Annotated in this window: 14 protein-coding genes; 9 read left to right on the forward strand and 5 right to left on the reverse strand. The window is 71.6% G+C overall.

The features are described 5' to 3' along the window. Positions 1–40 precede the first annotated feature (40 nt). Entirely contained in the window at positions 41–502 is a 462-nt protein-coding gene (locus JYK18_RS33545; RefSeq protein ID WP_206807414.1) for a DUF4383 domain-containing protein, read from the forward strand. On the opposite strand, the gene JYK18_RS33550 is transcribed toward JYK18_RS33545, so the two are convergent. After that, a complete protein-coding gene (locus tag JYK18_RS33550; protein ID WP_206807415.1) occupies positions 491–1,246 on the reverse strand; it encodes an SDR family NAD(P)-dependent oxidoreductase in 756 nt (251 codons plus the stop codon). The genes JYK18_RS33545 and JYK18_RS33550 overlap by 12 nt on opposite strands. Positions 1,247–1,308: 62 nt before the next feature. On the opposite strand from JYK18_RS33550, the gene JYK18_RS48110 reads away from it, so the two are divergent. Further along, the gene (locus JYK18_RS48110) at positions 1,309–1,923 is read left to right on the forward strand and encodes a TetR/AcrR family transcriptional regulator (RefSeq protein WP_206807416.1); all 615 of its coding nucleotides are present in this window, start codon (positions 1,309–1,311) and stop codon (positions 1,921–1,923) included. A 4-nt stretch (positions 1,924–1,927) separates the two neighbouring features. Here JYK18_RS48110 and JYK18_RS33560 read toward each other — a convergent pair whose 3' ends face one another. After that, entirely contained in the window at positions 1,928–2,485 is a 558-nt protein-coding gene (locus JYK18_RS33560; RefSeq protein ID WP_206807417.1) for a GNAT family N-acetyltransferase, read from the reverse strand. Positions 2,486–2,626: 141 nt separating this feature from the next. Between JYK18_RS33560 and JYK18_RS33565 the strand changes: the two genes are divergently transcribed. The 3 genes from JYK18_RS33565 to JYK18_RS33575 are packed head-to-tail and all read left to right on the forward strand — an operon-like array spanning position 2,627 to position 7,054. Next, entirely contained in the window at positions 2,627–5,851 is a 3,225-nt protein-coding gene (locus tag JYK18_RS33565; RefSeq protein ID WP_206807418.1) for an alpha-L-rhamnosidase, read from the forward strand. Then, a complete protein-coding gene (locus JYK18_RS33570; RefSeq protein WP_206807419.1) occupies positions 5,848–6,411 on the forward strand; it encodes a DUF6000 family protein in 564 nt (187 codons plus the stop codon). Before JYK18_RS33565 ends, JYK18_RS33570 begins: the two co-directional genes overlap by 4 nt. Before the next feature lie 16 nt (positions 6,412–6,427). Then, positions 6,428–7,054 carry a maleylpyruvate isomerase N-terminal domain-containing protein gene (locus JYK18_RS33575; RefSeq protein ID WP_206807420.1) on the forward strand — a complete coding sequence of 209 codons (627 nt, stop codon included), beginning with the start codon at positions 6,428–6,430 and terminating at the stop codon, positions 7,052–7,054. Positions 7,055–7,065: 11 nt separating this feature from the next. On the opposite strand, the gene JYK18_RS33580 is transcribed toward JYK18_RS33575, so the two are convergent. Beyond that, positions 7,066–8,451 carry a TNT domain-containing protein gene (locus JYK18_RS33580; RefSeq protein WP_206807421.1) on the reverse strand — a complete coding sequence of 462 codons (1,386 nt, stop codon included), beginning with the start codon at positions 8,449–8,451 and terminating at the stop codon, positions 7,066–7,068. A 22-nt stretch (positions 8,452–8,473) separates the two neighbouring features. Further along, positions 8,474–9,289, reverse strand: a complete 816-nt coding sequence (locus JYK18_RS33585) for a helix-turn-helix transcriptional regulator (RefSeq protein ID WP_206807422.1) — start codon at positions 9,287–9,289, stop codon at positions 8,474–8,476. A gap of 103 nt (positions 9,290–9,392) precedes the next feature. On the opposite strand from JYK18_RS33585, the gene JYK18_RS33590 reads away from it, so the two are divergent. After that, on the forward strand, positions 9,393–10,856 hold the full coding sequence (locus JYK18_RS33590; RefSeq protein ID WP_206807423.1) for an MFS transporter: 1,464 nt from the start codon (positions 9,393–9,395) through the stop codon (positions 10,854–10,856). A 73-nt stretch (positions 10,857–10,929) separates the two neighbouring features. After that, complete coding sequence (locus JYK18_RS33595; protein ID WP_206807424.1) at positions 10,930–11,592, forward strand: DNA alkylation repair protein; 663 nt, start codon at positions 10,930–10,932, stop codon at positions 11,590–11,592. Here JYK18_RS33595 and JYK18_RS33600 read toward each other — a convergent pair. Then, positions 11,558–12,448, reverse strand: coding sequence for an NAD(P)-dependent oxidoreductase (locus tag JYK18_RS33600; RefSeq protein WP_206807425.1), 891 nt, complete (start codon positions 12,446–12,448; stop codon positions 11,558–11,560). The two genes, JYK18_RS33595 and JYK18_RS33600, sit on opposite strands and share 35 nt — an antisense overlap. Before the next feature lie 124 nt (positions 12,449–12,572). Here JYK18_RS33600 and JYK18_RS33605 point away from each other — a divergent pair, with 124 nt between their 5' ends. Continuing rightward, positions 12,573–12,866 carry a helix-turn-helix domain-containing protein gene (locus JYK18_RS33605; protein WP_206808280.1) on the forward strand — a complete coding sequence of 98 codons (294 nt, stop codon included), beginning with the start codon at positions 12,573–12,575 and terminating at the stop codon, positions 12,864–12,866. Between the two features lie 189 nt (positions 12,867–13,055). Continuing rightward, positions 13,056–14,627, forward strand: coding sequence for an ATP-binding cassette domain-containing protein (locus JYK18_RS47090; protein WP_307796176.1), 1,572 nt, complete (start codon positions 13,056–13,058; stop codon positions 14,625–14,627). Positions 14,628–14,643: the final 16 nt, after the last annotated feature.

The raw sequence follows: 14,643 nt of genomic DNA on the forward strand, positions 1-14,643 counted from the left end.
GCAACGGGTACAGCGGGGGAGAACCGAATGGAGGCAAGTCATGCGCACTACGCGGCCACGCCGCCCGGTCCAGTTCTTCGCCCTTGTCGTGGGGGTCGCCTTCCTGGTGGTGGGCCTGCTCGGGTTCCTCCCCGGTGTGACCGGCGGGGAACTCCACTTCGCCGGGCCGCACTCCGACGCCGAACTGTTCGGCGCCTTCCAGGTCTCCGTGCTGCACAACCTGGTCCACCTGGCGTTCGGCGTGGTCGGGGTGGCCGCGTTCGCCGCGGCCGGTCCGGCGCGCACCTTCCTGATGGTAGGCGGCGCCGCCTACCTGGTGCTGTGGATCTACGGGGTGGCGCTGGACGACGAGAGCCCGGCCAACTTCATCCCGCTGAACAACGCGGACAACTGGCTGCACCTCGGCCTCGGCGCCGGGATGATCGCGCTCGGCCTGCTCAGCACGGTGGGCGAGCGGGTCAAGGGCGAGTACCCCCGCGACCCGCTCGAGTCAGACCGCTGACCACCCGTTGTCCACCGGCAGGATCACGCCGTTGAGGTTGCTGGCGGCGTCCGAGGCGAGGAAGACGATCACCGCGGCCTGCTCGTCGGCCTCCGCGACCCGTCCGAAGTTGCCCAGGTAGGGCGCGATCGCGGCGGGGCCGTGGCCGTCGGCGGGCAGTTCCTTGGCGATCGTGGTCATGGTGGCGCCGGGGGCGATGGCGTTGGTGCGGATGCCGTTGTTCCGGTACATGATCGCCAGCGACTTGGTCAGCCCGACGACGCCGTGCTTCGACACGGTGTACGCGGTGCCCGCCGCGCTGCCGCGCAGGGCGGCCTCCGAAGCGGTGTTCACGATGGCGCCCTTGCCGCGCGCCAGCAGGTGGGGGAGCACCGCCCGGCTCAGCAGGAACGGCGCGGTCAGGTTGATCCGCAGCACCCGTTCCCATTCCGCGTCGGTGACGTCGGCCGCGGCGGTCATGCCGTCCATGATCCCGGCGTTGTTGACCAGGACGTCGATGCCGCCGAACGAGTCGACCGCGGTGGCGGTGACGCGGTCCACGACGGCCTGGTCGCTCAGGTCGCCCACCACCGCCACGGCCGTGCCGCCCGCGTCGGTGATCTCCGCGACCACGGCTTCCGCGCCCGTGGCGTCGAGGTCGGCGACCACCACCCTGGCGCCCTCGCGGGCGAAGCGGAGCGCGGTCGCCCGGCCGATGCCCGCCGCCGCGCCGGTGACGATCACGCTGCTGTTCTGGAGAGTCATGATCCTACTTTCTGGCATTCTGTGACAGTAAGTCCGAGTGTGCCAGATAGTAGGCTGCGGTGGTGGCAGACCGGAGCGTGGTGGGGCGGCCGCCGCTCACCGAGCGGCGCAAGGCGGAAACGCGGGTGGAGATCGCCCGCGAGGCGGTGGCGTTGTTCACCACCCGCGGGGTGGCGGCGACCTCGGCCGAGGACATCGCGGCCGCGGCGGGGATCTCGACGCGCACGTTCTGGCGCTACGCCACCGGTAAGGAGGACAGCGTCCGGCCGCTGCTCACCGCCGGGATCGACGTGCTGGCCGGGGTGCTGGGCGCGTGGCAGCCGGGGCAGGACATCGCCGCGGTGTTCGACGAGGCCGCCAAGGGCACCATCGCGGACGTGCCGACGATGATGTCCCTGGTGCGCCTGTCGCAGACCGAACCGGGGTTGCGGGCGGTGTGGCTGCGGGCGCACAACGACGCGGAACTCGTCTTCGCCGACGCGATCGCGCGCTCGCTCGGTCGCCCCGTGGGGGACCTCGACGCCCGCGTGCTGGCGGCGATGGTCAACGGCGCGGTGCGCGCGGCGGTCGAGCACTACGCCGAGGGGGAGCGGGCGGACTGGGCCGATCTGACGGCCGTGGTGGAGAAGGCGCTGCGCACGGTGATGCGAGCCTTCCCCGGCCAGTCAGGTGTATAACGACCTATTCAGCACCGCTTTGTCGCGCGCGCCATTCGGGCGCGAGAACAGACCAGACTTCGAGGTCCTGGCGCTCTCCGTGAAAGAAGTTGTACTCGCGCAGGACGCCGTCGCGTTGCATGCCGAGGCGTCGCGCGACGGCGATGCTGGCTTCGTTCGCGGAAGCGACCCGCCATTCGACGCGGTGGATGCCGCGGTCTTCGATGGCCCAGTCGATGATCACCCGGACCGCCCTGGTGACCAGGCCCCGCCCCGCGGCCGCCGGCTCCAGCCAGCACCCGGCCTCGGCCACGCCCTGCTCGACGTCCATGGTCCGGAACAGCACCCCGCCCAGTAGCTTGCCGCCTTCGCGGATGCCGTAGATGCGGCCGGTGTCGGTCGCCGCCTTGTCGGCGTAGGACTGCAGGAAGGCCCGGCTCGACACCAGGTCGGTGACCCGGTCCGCCAGGCCGATGTGCTGCCCGACGAACTCGCGGCCGCGGTCGATGTTGGCCAGGAACTCCTCGGCGTGCCACGGTTCGAGCGGGCCCAGTTCGGCGTCGCCGAGCGGAATCGCGTACATGCTCCGAACGCTTTCACCACCGCTGTCCGGTACCGGCCGCGCCACGAGTATTGACCACCGTGATGTGGCTCACATAGCGTCGATGGTCGGAGTGAATCGTTTCAAAGTCCCGCGTTCCCCGGTCGGAAGGCAGGTTGTGCGATGGCTCGTGGCAGGGTGGCGGCGTGGTTCGCGGCGCTGGTGGTGCTGATCGGCGTCCTGGTCCCGGTACCGGCCAGCGCGGGAGAAGGCATCCGGCCCGGCTCGCTGACCGTGAACGACCGGGTCGACCCGCTCGGCATCGGCGGGGAGCGGCCGCACTTCGGCTGGCAGTCCACTTCGGACCAAAGGGGAGCCGTCCAGAGCGCCTACGAAGTGTGGGTCGGCCGCTCGCCCGGCGCGCGGGATGTCTGGACCAGCGGGCGGGTCAGCTCCGACCGCCAGTTCGACATCGCCTACGGGGGCCCGGACCTGCGGCAGGCGACCCGGTACTTCTGGCAGGTCCGCGTCTGGGACGGCCACGGCCGGGGGAGTCGCTGGAGCGAGCCCGCGTGGTTCGAAACCGGCCTGTTCGGCGCGGGGGACTGGGCCGGCGCGGAGTGGCTGACCGACCGGGACGAAGCGCTGACTTGGGACGACTACACCGTCGACACCGAATTGAGCTTGAAGGCGCTCGCCGCGGGCGTGTTCTTCCGCGCGCCCGGCGCGCAGAACGGCTACCTGTGGCAGATCAGCGTCGCCGACGGCACGGGCAAGCCGAAACTCCGCGTGCACAACCGGATCAACGGCACCTACACCCTGCTGGCGGTCGTCGACATCTCCGGAACCGTGTCGCAGGACCAGCTCCTCACCAGCCGGACGCGGTTCGCCGTCTCCGCGAACGGCGACACGGTCACCACCACGATCAACGGCACGCGCGTCGACGAGCGCCAGGTGAGCGACTTCGCGGCGGGCAGCTTCGGCTACCGCGTGGTGAACGCCGCCGAGGGACAGGAGAAGGCGGTGATCCACCGCGCCACCGTCACCGGGGCCGACGGCACCACGCTCACCGACGTCGACTTCGCCGACGGCCACAACCCGTTCTCCGGCGGCACGGTCGGCGCGGAGGGGCTCGAACTGCTGACCACCGCCGAAGTGCTCTACTCCCACCGGACGAGTCTTCCCCTGTACCGCAAGGAATTCACGGTGACCAAGCAGGTCAAGCAGGCGCGGGCCTACGGTGCCGCGCTCGGGGTGTACGAGCTGAGCCTCAACGGCGCGAAGGTCGGTGATCACGAACTGGCGCCGGGCTGGACCGACTACACCACGCGCGTCCAGCACCAGACCTACGACGTCACCGGCCAGGTGCGCGCGGGCGCGAACGCGTTCGGCATCGCGCTGTCGCCGGGCTGGTACGCCGGTCGGGTCGGCAACTACCCGCCGGGCGTCTACGGCTCGGCGCCCGCGGTGGTCGCGCAGCTGCGGGTCGACTACACCGACGGCAGCCACGAGTGGATCCGCACCGACGGCTCATGGCGCACGGCCAACGGCCCGTTCGTGCTCGGCGACCTGCAGGCGGGGGAGACCTACGACGCCCGGCTGGCGCGTCCCGGCTGGAACACCCCCGGTCACGACGAGACCGGGTGGGTGCCGCCGGACCTCGCCGAATCCGCGAGCGCGCGCCTGGTGCCGCAGCCCGACGAACCGGTGCGCGAAACCGAGCGGGTGCCCGCGATCGCCCGCACCGAACCCGAACCGGGCACGTTCATCTACGACCTCGGGCAGAACCTGGTCGGCGTGACCAAGCTCCGGCTGACCGGCCGCGCCGGGCAGACCGCGACGATCCGGCACGGCGAAGTGCTCAACCCCGACGGCACGCTGTACACGGAGAACCTGCGCGGGGCCGCCGCCACCGACCGATATGTCTTCGCCGCCGACGGCCCGGTCGACTACGAGCCGACGTTCACCCAGCACGGGTTCCGCTACGTCGAGATCACCGGGGTCACCGCGCCCTCGGCAGCCGAGGTCGAGGGCGTGGTGTGGGGCTCGGACCTGCGCACCACCGGCACTCTGTCCACTTCAGACCCGATGCTGAACAGGCTGCAGCGCAACATCACCTGGGGGCAGCGCGGCAACTTCCTGTCCGTGCCGACCGACACCCCGGCCCGTGACGAACGGCTCGGCTGGACCGGGGACATCAACGTGTTCGCGCCGACCGCCTCGTTCAACCAGGACACCCGGGCGTTCCTGCGGAAGTGGCTGGTCGACCTGCGGGCCACGCAGCGGGAGAACGGGGACTACTCGTGCATCGCGCCGGATCCGGCCAACGCCGGTCACGGCGGGGTCGGCTGGAGCGACGCGGGCATCACCGTGCCGTACGCGGTGTTCCGGGCGTTCGGGGACACCGCGACCGTGCGCGAGCACTACCCGTCGATGAAGCGGTTCCTCGAGTTCGTGCGCGCGGGCGCGGGGCCGGACCTGATCGACGACGGGCGCGGCCGGTTCGAGGACTGGCTCAACCTGAACGACCCGACGCCGAGCGGTGTGCTGGGCACCGCCTACTACGCCGAGAACGCGCGCATGCTCTCGGAAATGGCGCGGGCACTGGGAGAGCACGCCGACGCCGACGCCTACGCGGCGTTGTCGGGCGAGGTGCGGGCCGCGTTCGCGAAGGCGTTCGTGAACGGCGACGGGGTGGTGTCGGGCAACAGCCAGACGGCGTACGCGCTCGCGCTGGGCATGAACCTGGTCCCGGCGGAGGCCAGGGCGAAGGTGGCCGACCGGTTCGTGGGGAAGATCCAGGCCAGTGGTGGTTCGCTGACCACCGGATTCCTCGGTACGCCGTGGCTGCTGCCCGCGTTGAGCGGAAGCGGGCGGTTCGACCAGGCGTATGCGCTGCTGACGCGGCAGGAGTACCCGTCGTGGGGGTACGAGGTGAAGATGGGTGCCACCACCATGTGGGAGCGGTGGAACTCGATCAACCCGGACGGCAGCTTCGGCGATCCCGCGATGAACTCGTTCAACCACTACGCCTACGGGGCGGTGGGGCAGTGGATGTACGAGCACATCGGCGGCCTTTCGGCGCTCGAACCGGGGTACCGCAAGGCGCGGATCGCGCCCACGCCCGGCGGCGGGCTGACCAGCGGCGAAGGCGCGTTCGACTCGGCGTACGGCCTGCTGAAGTCCTCGTGGCGCACCGACGCCGGTGCGTTCTGGCTGACCGTCGACGTGCCGGTCAACACCACCGCGGAGGTGGTGCTCCCGGCCGGTCCGGCGACCGAGGGCGGCCGGGCGCTCGCGGAGGCGCCGGGGGTGCTCGCCACGTCGTCCGCGGGCGGGGTGCTGACGGTGACGGTCGGGTCGGGGCACTACGAGTTCCGGGCCGGTCTGCCAGAATCTCCCGCGTGACTGGGGATGTCCACGAACGTTTTGTGATGGGTGACGGGGAGCGGCCGCGGTACAGCCAGCTGCTGCACGCGAACTACGTCGGGTTGGGGCCGAAGCGGGACGAGTTCGTCCGGAAGCTGGTCGAGGCGGCTGGGGAGGTCACCGACGAGGAGCTGGCAAAGCTGCTCGACGAGGGCTGGCGGGAGAAGATCACCGCGGCGTGGTTGATCGGCCTCGGCGGGCGCGCGGGTTTCCGGCAGCGGATCGGCGAGCTGCTGCTGGAGAGCAATTACGTCTACGCCGGGCAGGGTTACTGCTTCGCGCTGGCCCGGTTCGGCACCACGGCGGACGCGGCGATTCTCGCCACGTACCTGGACCGGTACCTGGCGCGGCCGGACCTGCGGTACGACCAGGAGTGGGCGCTGGTCGCGCTGCGGCAGGTGGACCGCAAGCTGGGGCAGCGGTACGCCACGCAGTTCACCTGGCCGGGTGGCCCGTGGCACGCGTGGGCGGCAGCGAACCGCGCCGAGAAGGAGGACGGGCGCGATCTGGTGGTCTTCGCCTGGTCATTGCTCGATTAGTGGCAAGGTCGGGTACGTGGACTATCACGGCAGGGTGGACGCGCTGGCGCGGACGTGGCGGGACTGGGCTGAGCTGGGGGAGGGGCTGAGCGAGGCCCAGTGGCGGCTGCCTTCCCGTTGTCCTGGCTGGGATGTGGCCGCGCTGTACGCGCACCACTCGGCCATGCCGCGGGATCTGCACGCGGCCGAGGCCCCGGCGGGGGAGCCGGAGGGCGAGGTGATGACCGCGGTGGCGGCACTCCGGCGGTTCAACACCGAAGGCGGTCTCGCGGCGACGGCCGGGCCCGCGGTGGCGGACGAAGCGGTCACCGACGCGGCCGCGACGGGCAGGCACGCGATGATCGAACGGTTCACCGTGCTGGGGCCGCTGGTGCTGGACCGGTTGCGCGCGGCGGGGCCGGAGCCGCGGGCGGTGTGGCGGCCGGGGGTGGTGCTGCCGTTGTCGGAGGCGGTGCGGATCGTGCTGCTCGAAGCGACCGTGCACCTGCTGGACGTGCGGCGGGCGCTGGGTCAGGCGCCGGACGCGCCGGCGGGCGCACTCGCCGACACGGCCGCGTTGCTGGCGGAAATGGCGTCGCCGGTGGAGTTCATCGAGGCCGCCGCCGGGCGGTCTGCCGTCTCACCGCTGCCGGTGCTGCGCTGAGTCATCGCCGCTCAAGCGAGTTCGATGAGTGAGCCGTCCGCGAGCAGGTCCGCCACGGAACGCGCGAGCACGTAGGCAGTGCCGCCGCCCGCCTGCTCGTACCAGGGCACGGCGGTACCGGTGATGGCGCGCACCGACCGGGTCAGCCGGTAGAGGTGGTACTCGCGCTGTTCGCGTTCGGCCTTGTGCGAGCGGTGGGTGAACCCGGTGCGGGCGGCGAACAAGGTGTTGCCCGATGGATCGCCGTAGCGGTCCACCTCGATCCCCGGCGGCAACGTCACCAGTTGCTTGCCTTCGTACAGCGAGAGTCCGCCGTCGTCGCTCATCGGCTGGATCGGCCAGGCCCTGGTCGGCCGCTTCGCGTCGGGAGGCAGTTCGCCGCGGAAGGCGGCCTGGTTCAGGTGGAGGTGACCGACGAAGGCGCGGGCCGCTTCGAGCGCCGTGGGGAAGGTGGCCCGGCGGTGGCGCTGCTCGCCCTGGGCCCAGAACACCGACCACCGCCCGTTGTCCGGGGCCAGGCACCAGGCGCCGTCCGCGCTCTCGCCGACCCGGTAGCGCGACGGATCCAGCCCCAGTTCGACGGCGGCTTGCTCGGCCGCGGTGAGTGCGGCGCGGGTCGCGAGGGCGTCATCGGGATCGTGGGCGAGCGTGCGCACCGCCGCCTTCCCCGCCCGCTCGGCGAGCCACCCGGGCACCATGCCGTCGTCACGCGGGAAGTCCGCGAGTTCCCGGACCGCGGCCGACGCCGGCGGCTCGGTGTCCCAAGCGGGCTCGTCGTCCCAGGTGTAGCGGGAGTCGATCCGGGAGTCGAGGTGCACCACCGCGGTGACCTCGTTCCAGGTACCGCGGCCCGCCCGATACATGGCGGCACGGAGCCGGGCGAGCAGCTCGCCCACTTCCGGGCGCGGTGTCCACGGTTCGACGGCACCGTCGGTGGCGCGGCGAACAGTCGCCCGCAGTTCGACGTGCTCCCCGGCGGCGCGGTAGGCGATCGCCGCCTCGGCCCAGTCCGGCGGGCAGGAACTGGTCACCAGGTTGGAGACCAGGCCCCAGAGGCGGTGCTGGTCCTCCACAGTGGACAGCGGGCCGAACGGCAGGTCGGCGGCGAAGTGGTACTTCACGTAGACCGTGCCGGGCGCGTCGATGAACAGGCGGGCGGACGACCAGGAGGTCCCGTCCGGCTCCGCCATCGCCTCCCGCAGCCGGAGCAGGCTTTCCCTGGTCTTCTCGGGGACCGGGGGAGTGGTGCCGGTCTCCGGCAGTACGGTCAGCGTCCACCGTTCGGGAGCGGTGGTGCACAGCAGGTCGATGCGGCGCCAGCCCGCCGGGACCGCGTCGGCGAGCGCGAGGCCCGCCGCGTTGGTCAGTTCCTGCCGCTGCGCGGCGTCGATCGGCATGCGGGAACCCTGCCACAGCGGCTCAGCGGTGGTGCGTGAGGAGGCGCAGGGCGTCGGCGGAGGCGGGGTCGTTCGGGGTGTAGATCTCCAGGCGGTGGCTCGGGCTGTCCGGCTGCAACCACACCTGGTAGGTGACGTCCACCGCGCCGAGCGTGGGGTGGCGCAGGTACATCGGCCCGACCGTGCAGTCGGCCACATCCCCGGTGGCCCACAGCGAGGCGAACTCGTCGCTGCGCATGGTCAGCTCGCCGATCAACGCGGCCAGCCGCGCGTCCGTCGGGAACCGGCCCGCGGTGAGCCGGAGGTACGCGACGTGGATGCGGGCGAGTTCGTCCCAGTTGCGGTGCAGGTCGCGCAGGTGCGGGTCGAGGAAGAACAAGCGCGGGATCGACGGCCGCTCCTCGAAGTCCAGGTGTGAGGCGAACAGCGCGTGCCCGGACCGGTTCCACGCCAGCACGTCGCCGCGCCTGCCGAGGATGAGCGCCGGGGTCGCCTCGCCGAGGGCGTCCAGCAGGGCGAGCACACGCGGGTGCAGCACTTCCGGCTCCGGTTCGGTCAGCCCGGGCGCCGTTCGCCGGGCGAGGTTGTGCAGGTGGGCGGTCTCGACCGGATCGAGCCGCAGCACGCGCGCGAGCGCGTCGAGCACCTGCTCGGAGGCGGTGTCGGCCTGTCCCTGCTCCAGTCGTGTGTAGTACCCGGCGCTCACGCCCGCGAGCTGCGCGAGCTCCTCCCGGCGCAGCCCGGGGACCCGCCGCGAGGTGCCGTAGGTGCGCAGGCCGACCTCGTCCGGGGTGACCCGGCCGCGACGGCTCTTCAGGAATCCGCCCAAGTTCTCCACGAAGCCGAGCCTAGGCGGCCCGCGCGGCCCGTGGGTGCACCTGCTGGGTCTACCCACGGCACGGGGATGGCTGGGGCGCGCGCACTGCCGGACGGTGGCCGTCATGGCACAACAGCACAACGCCCGCGCCTGGGCCGGGCTCCTGGTGGTCCTCGGGCCGGTACTGCTCGTTTCGATGGACGGTTCGATCCTGTTCCTGGCGATGCCCCGCATCGGTGAGGCCCTCGCCCCGAGCGCGGACCAGGCGCTCTGGATACTGGACAGCTACGGGTTCGCGGTCGGCTCGCTGCTGATCGCGTTCGGCAACCTCGGTGACCGCTTCGGCAGGCTGAAGCTGCTGATGATCGGCACCACGGTCTTCGGCCTCGCCTCCGCGGGCGCGGCGTTCGCGCCGACCCCGGAACTCCTGATCACCGCGCGGGCGCTGATGGGTGTGGCGGGCGCGACCCTGCTGCCGTCCGCGCTGGCCGTGCTGAGCGAGCTGTTCACCGACCCGCGGCTGCGGGCGCGGGCCATCGGCATCTTCGCCGCCGCGTTCGCCGCCGGTTTCGCGATCGGCCCGGTGCTCGGCGGAGTCCTGTTGGAACGGTTCTGGTGGGGCTCGGTGTTCCTGATCAACCTTCCGGTGCTCGCCCTGTTCCTCGCCTTCGCGCCGATCCTGCTGCGTGAGGTCCGGACGGTCCGGACCGGCCGGGTCGACGTGGTCAGCGTGGTGACCTCGGCGGCCGGGCTGCTGCTCGCGGTGTACGCCCTCAAGCACGTCGCCACCGAAGGAGCGGCCGTCGTGCCGGTGCTCACCGGGGTCGCCGGCGTGGCGCTGCTGGTGTGGTTCGCCCGGCGGCAACGGCACCTCGAACACCCGCTGATGGAGTTCACCCTGTTCCGCGACCGCGTGTTCACCGTCGCGATCATCACCGGGCTGCTGCCGCTGGCGGCGTGGTCGGCGGCTGCCTACCTGGCGGGCATCTACCTCCAGTCCGTGCTGGACCTGCCCGTCCTGCGCACGGCGCTGCTCGCGCTGCCGGGCGCCGCGGTGCTCACGATCACCTGCGTGGTGACCCCGTTCGTGGTCGACCGCGTCGGCAAGCGGGCCGCGCTGGTCGCCTGCCACTTCGCCATCGCGGCGGGCCTGCTGTTCCTGCTGCCCGCGACGACCACCGGCGGGATCGGCTGGTACGTCGCGTCCACGGTGATCGCGGGTGTCGGTTACGGCATCTCGTTCGCCGTCGTGGCGGACACGGCCGTGGGGGCGGTGCCCGCGGAGCGCGCCGGGTCGGCGGGGGCGATCGCGGAGACCAGCAACGAGATCGGCAACGCGCTCGGGATCGCGTTGCTGGGTTCGCTGGCGGCGCTGGTGTTCCGCGTCGGGGGACCGGACCTGGCGCCCACGCTGGGGGAGACGCTGCAGTTGCCGAGGCTCGCCGCCGGGGTGGTGGAGGAGGCGAAGGCGGCCTTCGTCTCGGGCCTGCACTGGGTGGCGGTGGTGGCAGCGGTGCTGCACGCGGGGCTCGGCGGTCTCGCCCTCCGCTGGATGCCGCGTCCGGCACGTCACCTGACAAGTGTATAACGACCTATACGCTCGGGCTTTGAGGGATAAAATCCGCCGGACCGCGGAAACCCGCTGAAGACAGGAGAGCCAGATGACGCTCACCGAGGTGATGGCCGAGCTGTCCGCTCTCGAGGACCCGAAGATCCGCGCGGTGAACGAGAAGCACGGCGACGATCACGCGGTGAACCTCACGAAGCTGCGCGCGGTCGCGAAGCGGTTGAAGACCCAGCAGGACCTCGCCCGTGAACTCTGGGGGACGGGTGACACCGCGGCGAGGCTGCTGGCGTTGTTGATCTGCCGGCCGAAGGCGTTCGACCGGGACGAGCTCGACGCCATGCTCCGCCAGGCGCGTACGCCCAAGGTGCACGACTGGCTGGTGAACTACGTGGTGAAGAAGAACCCGCACACCGAAGAGCTGCGGGTGACGTGGTTCGCCGATCCGGACCCGGTGGTCGCGAGCGCCGGCTGGGCGCTGACCACCGACCGGGTGGCGAAGCGGCCCGACGGCCTCGACCTGGGCGGCCTGCTCGACCGGATCGAGGCGGAGATGAAGGGCGCGCCGGACCGGTTGCAGTGGGCGATGAACCACTGCCTGGCCCAGATCGGCATCGAGCACGCCGGGTACCGCGCCCGCGCGCTGGAGATCGGTGAGCGCCTGGAGGTGCTCAAGGACTACCCGACGCCACCGAACTGCACCTCGCCGTTCGCGCCGGCCTGGATCACCGAGATGGTGCGCCGTCAGGAAGCGGGCTAGGGGCGCGCAGGAGTTCGGTCAGCGCGGCGATGCTGTGGTCGCGGTGGCCCTGGTCGACGGCCCTGGTGAGCAGGTCGTGCATCGGGGTGAGCCAGGAGAAGTCGATGCCGGTTTCCTCGGCCAGTTGCCGGTCGTCGGCGATGGCCGCGTGGAACAGGCCGAGTGAGGACGCCGGGTTGGTGTAGTCGCCGGAGTCGATGTGCTCGGCGAGGCTGGGCAGCACCGAGGCGATCATCTCCAGCCACTTCACCTCGTACGGCACGAGTGAGGCGGCGGGCAGGCCGCGGGCGTTGATCAGCGCGGCGCCCTGGAAGAAGCCGAGCAGCGCGGGCAGCAGCGTGCCGCCGACCGCGGTTTCGTACAGCGCGGCCAGGTCGACGTCGTCGCCGAGGAACACGGTGTCGCCGCCGAGTGCGCGGAGCAGGTCGGCGTGCTGGTCGAACACGGTCCGGTCGCCGCTGTAGTAGAGGAGCGTGTCGGGTTTGCCGACCGCTTCGGGCACGTTCTTGACCGCGCCGTCGAGGAAGCGGGCGCCCTGGGCGGTGGCCCAGTCCGCCATGGTCCTGGCGTTGGCCGGGGTGCCGGAGTTCAGCGTGATCAGGGTGCGGCCGGAAAGCGCGCCGGCGGCGGGTTCGAAGGCGGACAGGGTGGCGTCGTAGGTGGTCAGGCAGGCGATGGTGAGCGGGCTGGCGGCCACGGCTCGTTCGATGTCGGGGACTTCGTGGCGAGCGAGGGTGGGGACGCGGCCGGGGGTGCGGTTCCAGGCGGTGACCGAGTACCCGGCGTCGAGGAGCGCCTGGGCGAGGGCGGAGCCCATCGCGCCGAGGCCGGCGACGGTGACGTCTGTGCTGTGCATGTGCTGATCTTGACCAGGCACGTACATTTGGGGAAGTACCTACATTTTTGTTCGTGCGATTTTCCGGAGGTTGCCGGTGAAGCGGCGGCGGTACACGTGCGGGCTGGACGCGGCGATCGACGTGATGGGCGGGAAGTGGAAGGCGCTGATCCTGTGGGCGCTCTACGACGGCGCGCTGCGCTTCGCCGAGGTGCGGCGGGAGGTGCCGGGGATCAGTGAGCGGATGCTGATCCTTTCGCTGCGGGAGTTGCAGACGGCGGGGGTGGTGCACCGCGAGGACCACCACGAGGTGCCGCCGAAGGTGGAGTATTCGCTGACCCCGTTCGGGACGTCGTTGCTGGAGGCGATGATGCCGCTGGGTGAGTGGGGTGAGAAGAACATGGCCACGATCGAGGCCATCCCCCGCGAGGACGCCTAGTACTTTCTGCCTATCGAGGTCTCCCCGAAGCGCTGATGTGCGGCACCGGCTGGTCGGCCACTGTGGACTTCGTCGTGGGAAGTCCTTTTGAGGCAAGGAGAAACCGGTGCACGCAGTCCACGCGGTCGCGGCGGGGACCGATGTCGGTGGTTGGCTCGTGGTCGGCCGGGGTGACGATCGGGCGCGCGCGTGAGCGGCGAGATCCGGGTGAGCGGGCTGACCAAGCGCTACCGGGACGGGGTGGGCGTGCACGAGCTGAGCTTTGTCGTGCGGCCGGGGGTGGTGACCGGGTTCCTGGGGCCGAACGGGGCCGGGAAGTCGACGACGATCCGGTTGATGCTGGGGCTGGCGCACGGCGAGGGCCGGACCACGTTCGGTGGGCGGTCCTACGCGGAGCTGCCGGATCCGGTGCGCACGGTCGGGGTGCTCGCGGACGCGTTCCACCCGGCGCGCACGGCCGCGGCGCACCTGCGGATGGTGGCCGCCGGTGGTGGTGTTCCGGCGAGGCGGGTGCGTGAGGTGCTGGCCACGGTCGGGCTGGAGGCGGTGGGTGGCAAGGCCGTCGGGAAGTTCAGCCTGGGCATGAAGCAGCGGCTGGGGCTGGCGACGGCGTTGCTCGGTGATCCGGAGTTCCTGCTGCTGGACGAGCCGGCGAACGGTCTCGATCCGGAGGGGGTGCGGTGGATCCGCCGGTTCCTGCGGCGGCTGGCCGATGAGGGGCGGACGGTGTTCGCTTCTTCGCACCTGCTGGCGGAGATGTCGCAGCTGGCGGACGACCTGATCGTGATCAACGGCGGGCGGTTGCTGTCGGCGGGGCCGCTGGAGGAGTTCGTCGGCAGGCACGCGCACAGCGAGGTGGTGGTGCGCTCGCCGGACGCGGTCGGGCTGGGCATGGTGCTGACGCGGTCGGGGTTGCGGGTGCGGCGGGAGCCGGCCGGGGAGCTGGTGGTCGGCACGGGTGACGTGGAGCTGCGTGGCGTCGAGCGGGGTGCCGGTGCGGGAGCTGTTCGTGCGGCGCAGCGGGCTGGAGGAGGCGTTCATGGCGGCGACGGAGGGGGTTCGATGAGGAACGCGGTGGCGTACGAGTGGTTCCGGGCGCGGTCGTTGCGGTCGACGTGGGTGCTGGTGCTCGGGGCGGGGGTGCTGCAGTTCGCTTCGGGGTGGTACTGGGGGCTCAAGCGGGATCTGGGTGGTATGGACGCGTTCGGGGCGTCGTTCGGGCTGGTCGCGCGGCTGGGGGCGATCCTGGTGGCGGCGGTGGGGGTGGGCGCGTTCGGGTTGGACCACCAGCACGGCACGGTGGTGACGACGCGGCTGGTGCTGCGGGCGCCGTGGCGGATCGTGGTGGCGCGGGCGCTGGTCGGTGGTGGGCTGGCGTTGGCGGGCGGGGTGCTGATGGTGGTGTTGTCCGCGGCGGGGGTGCTGGCGGGCGGCGGGAGCCTGGGTGGTGCCGGTACCGGCCGGGTGGTGGCCGGGGTGTTGCTGCTGGCTGTTCTTTCCGGGTTGGCGGGGGTGGCGCTGGGCGGGTTGCTGCGGCACACCGCGCTGGCGATCGGGGTGTTCGCGGTGTGGGCGCTGGTGGTGGAGACGGTGGTCGCGCTGGTGGTGGACGTGTCGCCGGGGGTGTTGCCGTTCAGCGGTACGGCGATGTGGTCCACGGCGGGGGTGGAGCCGGGCTGGTCGGGGCCGGTGGTGTTCGCCGGGCTGGCGGTGGCCGGGCTGGTGGCGGTGCGGGTGGTGCTGGCTCGCCGTGACGCCTGAGGTGCGCACCTCTAGC

The sequence above is a fragment of the Amycolatopsis sp. 195334CR genome (genome assembly GCF_017309385.1).
GTDB lineage: Bacteria > Actinomycetota > Actinomycetes > Mycobacteriales > Pseudonocardiaceae > Amycolatopsis.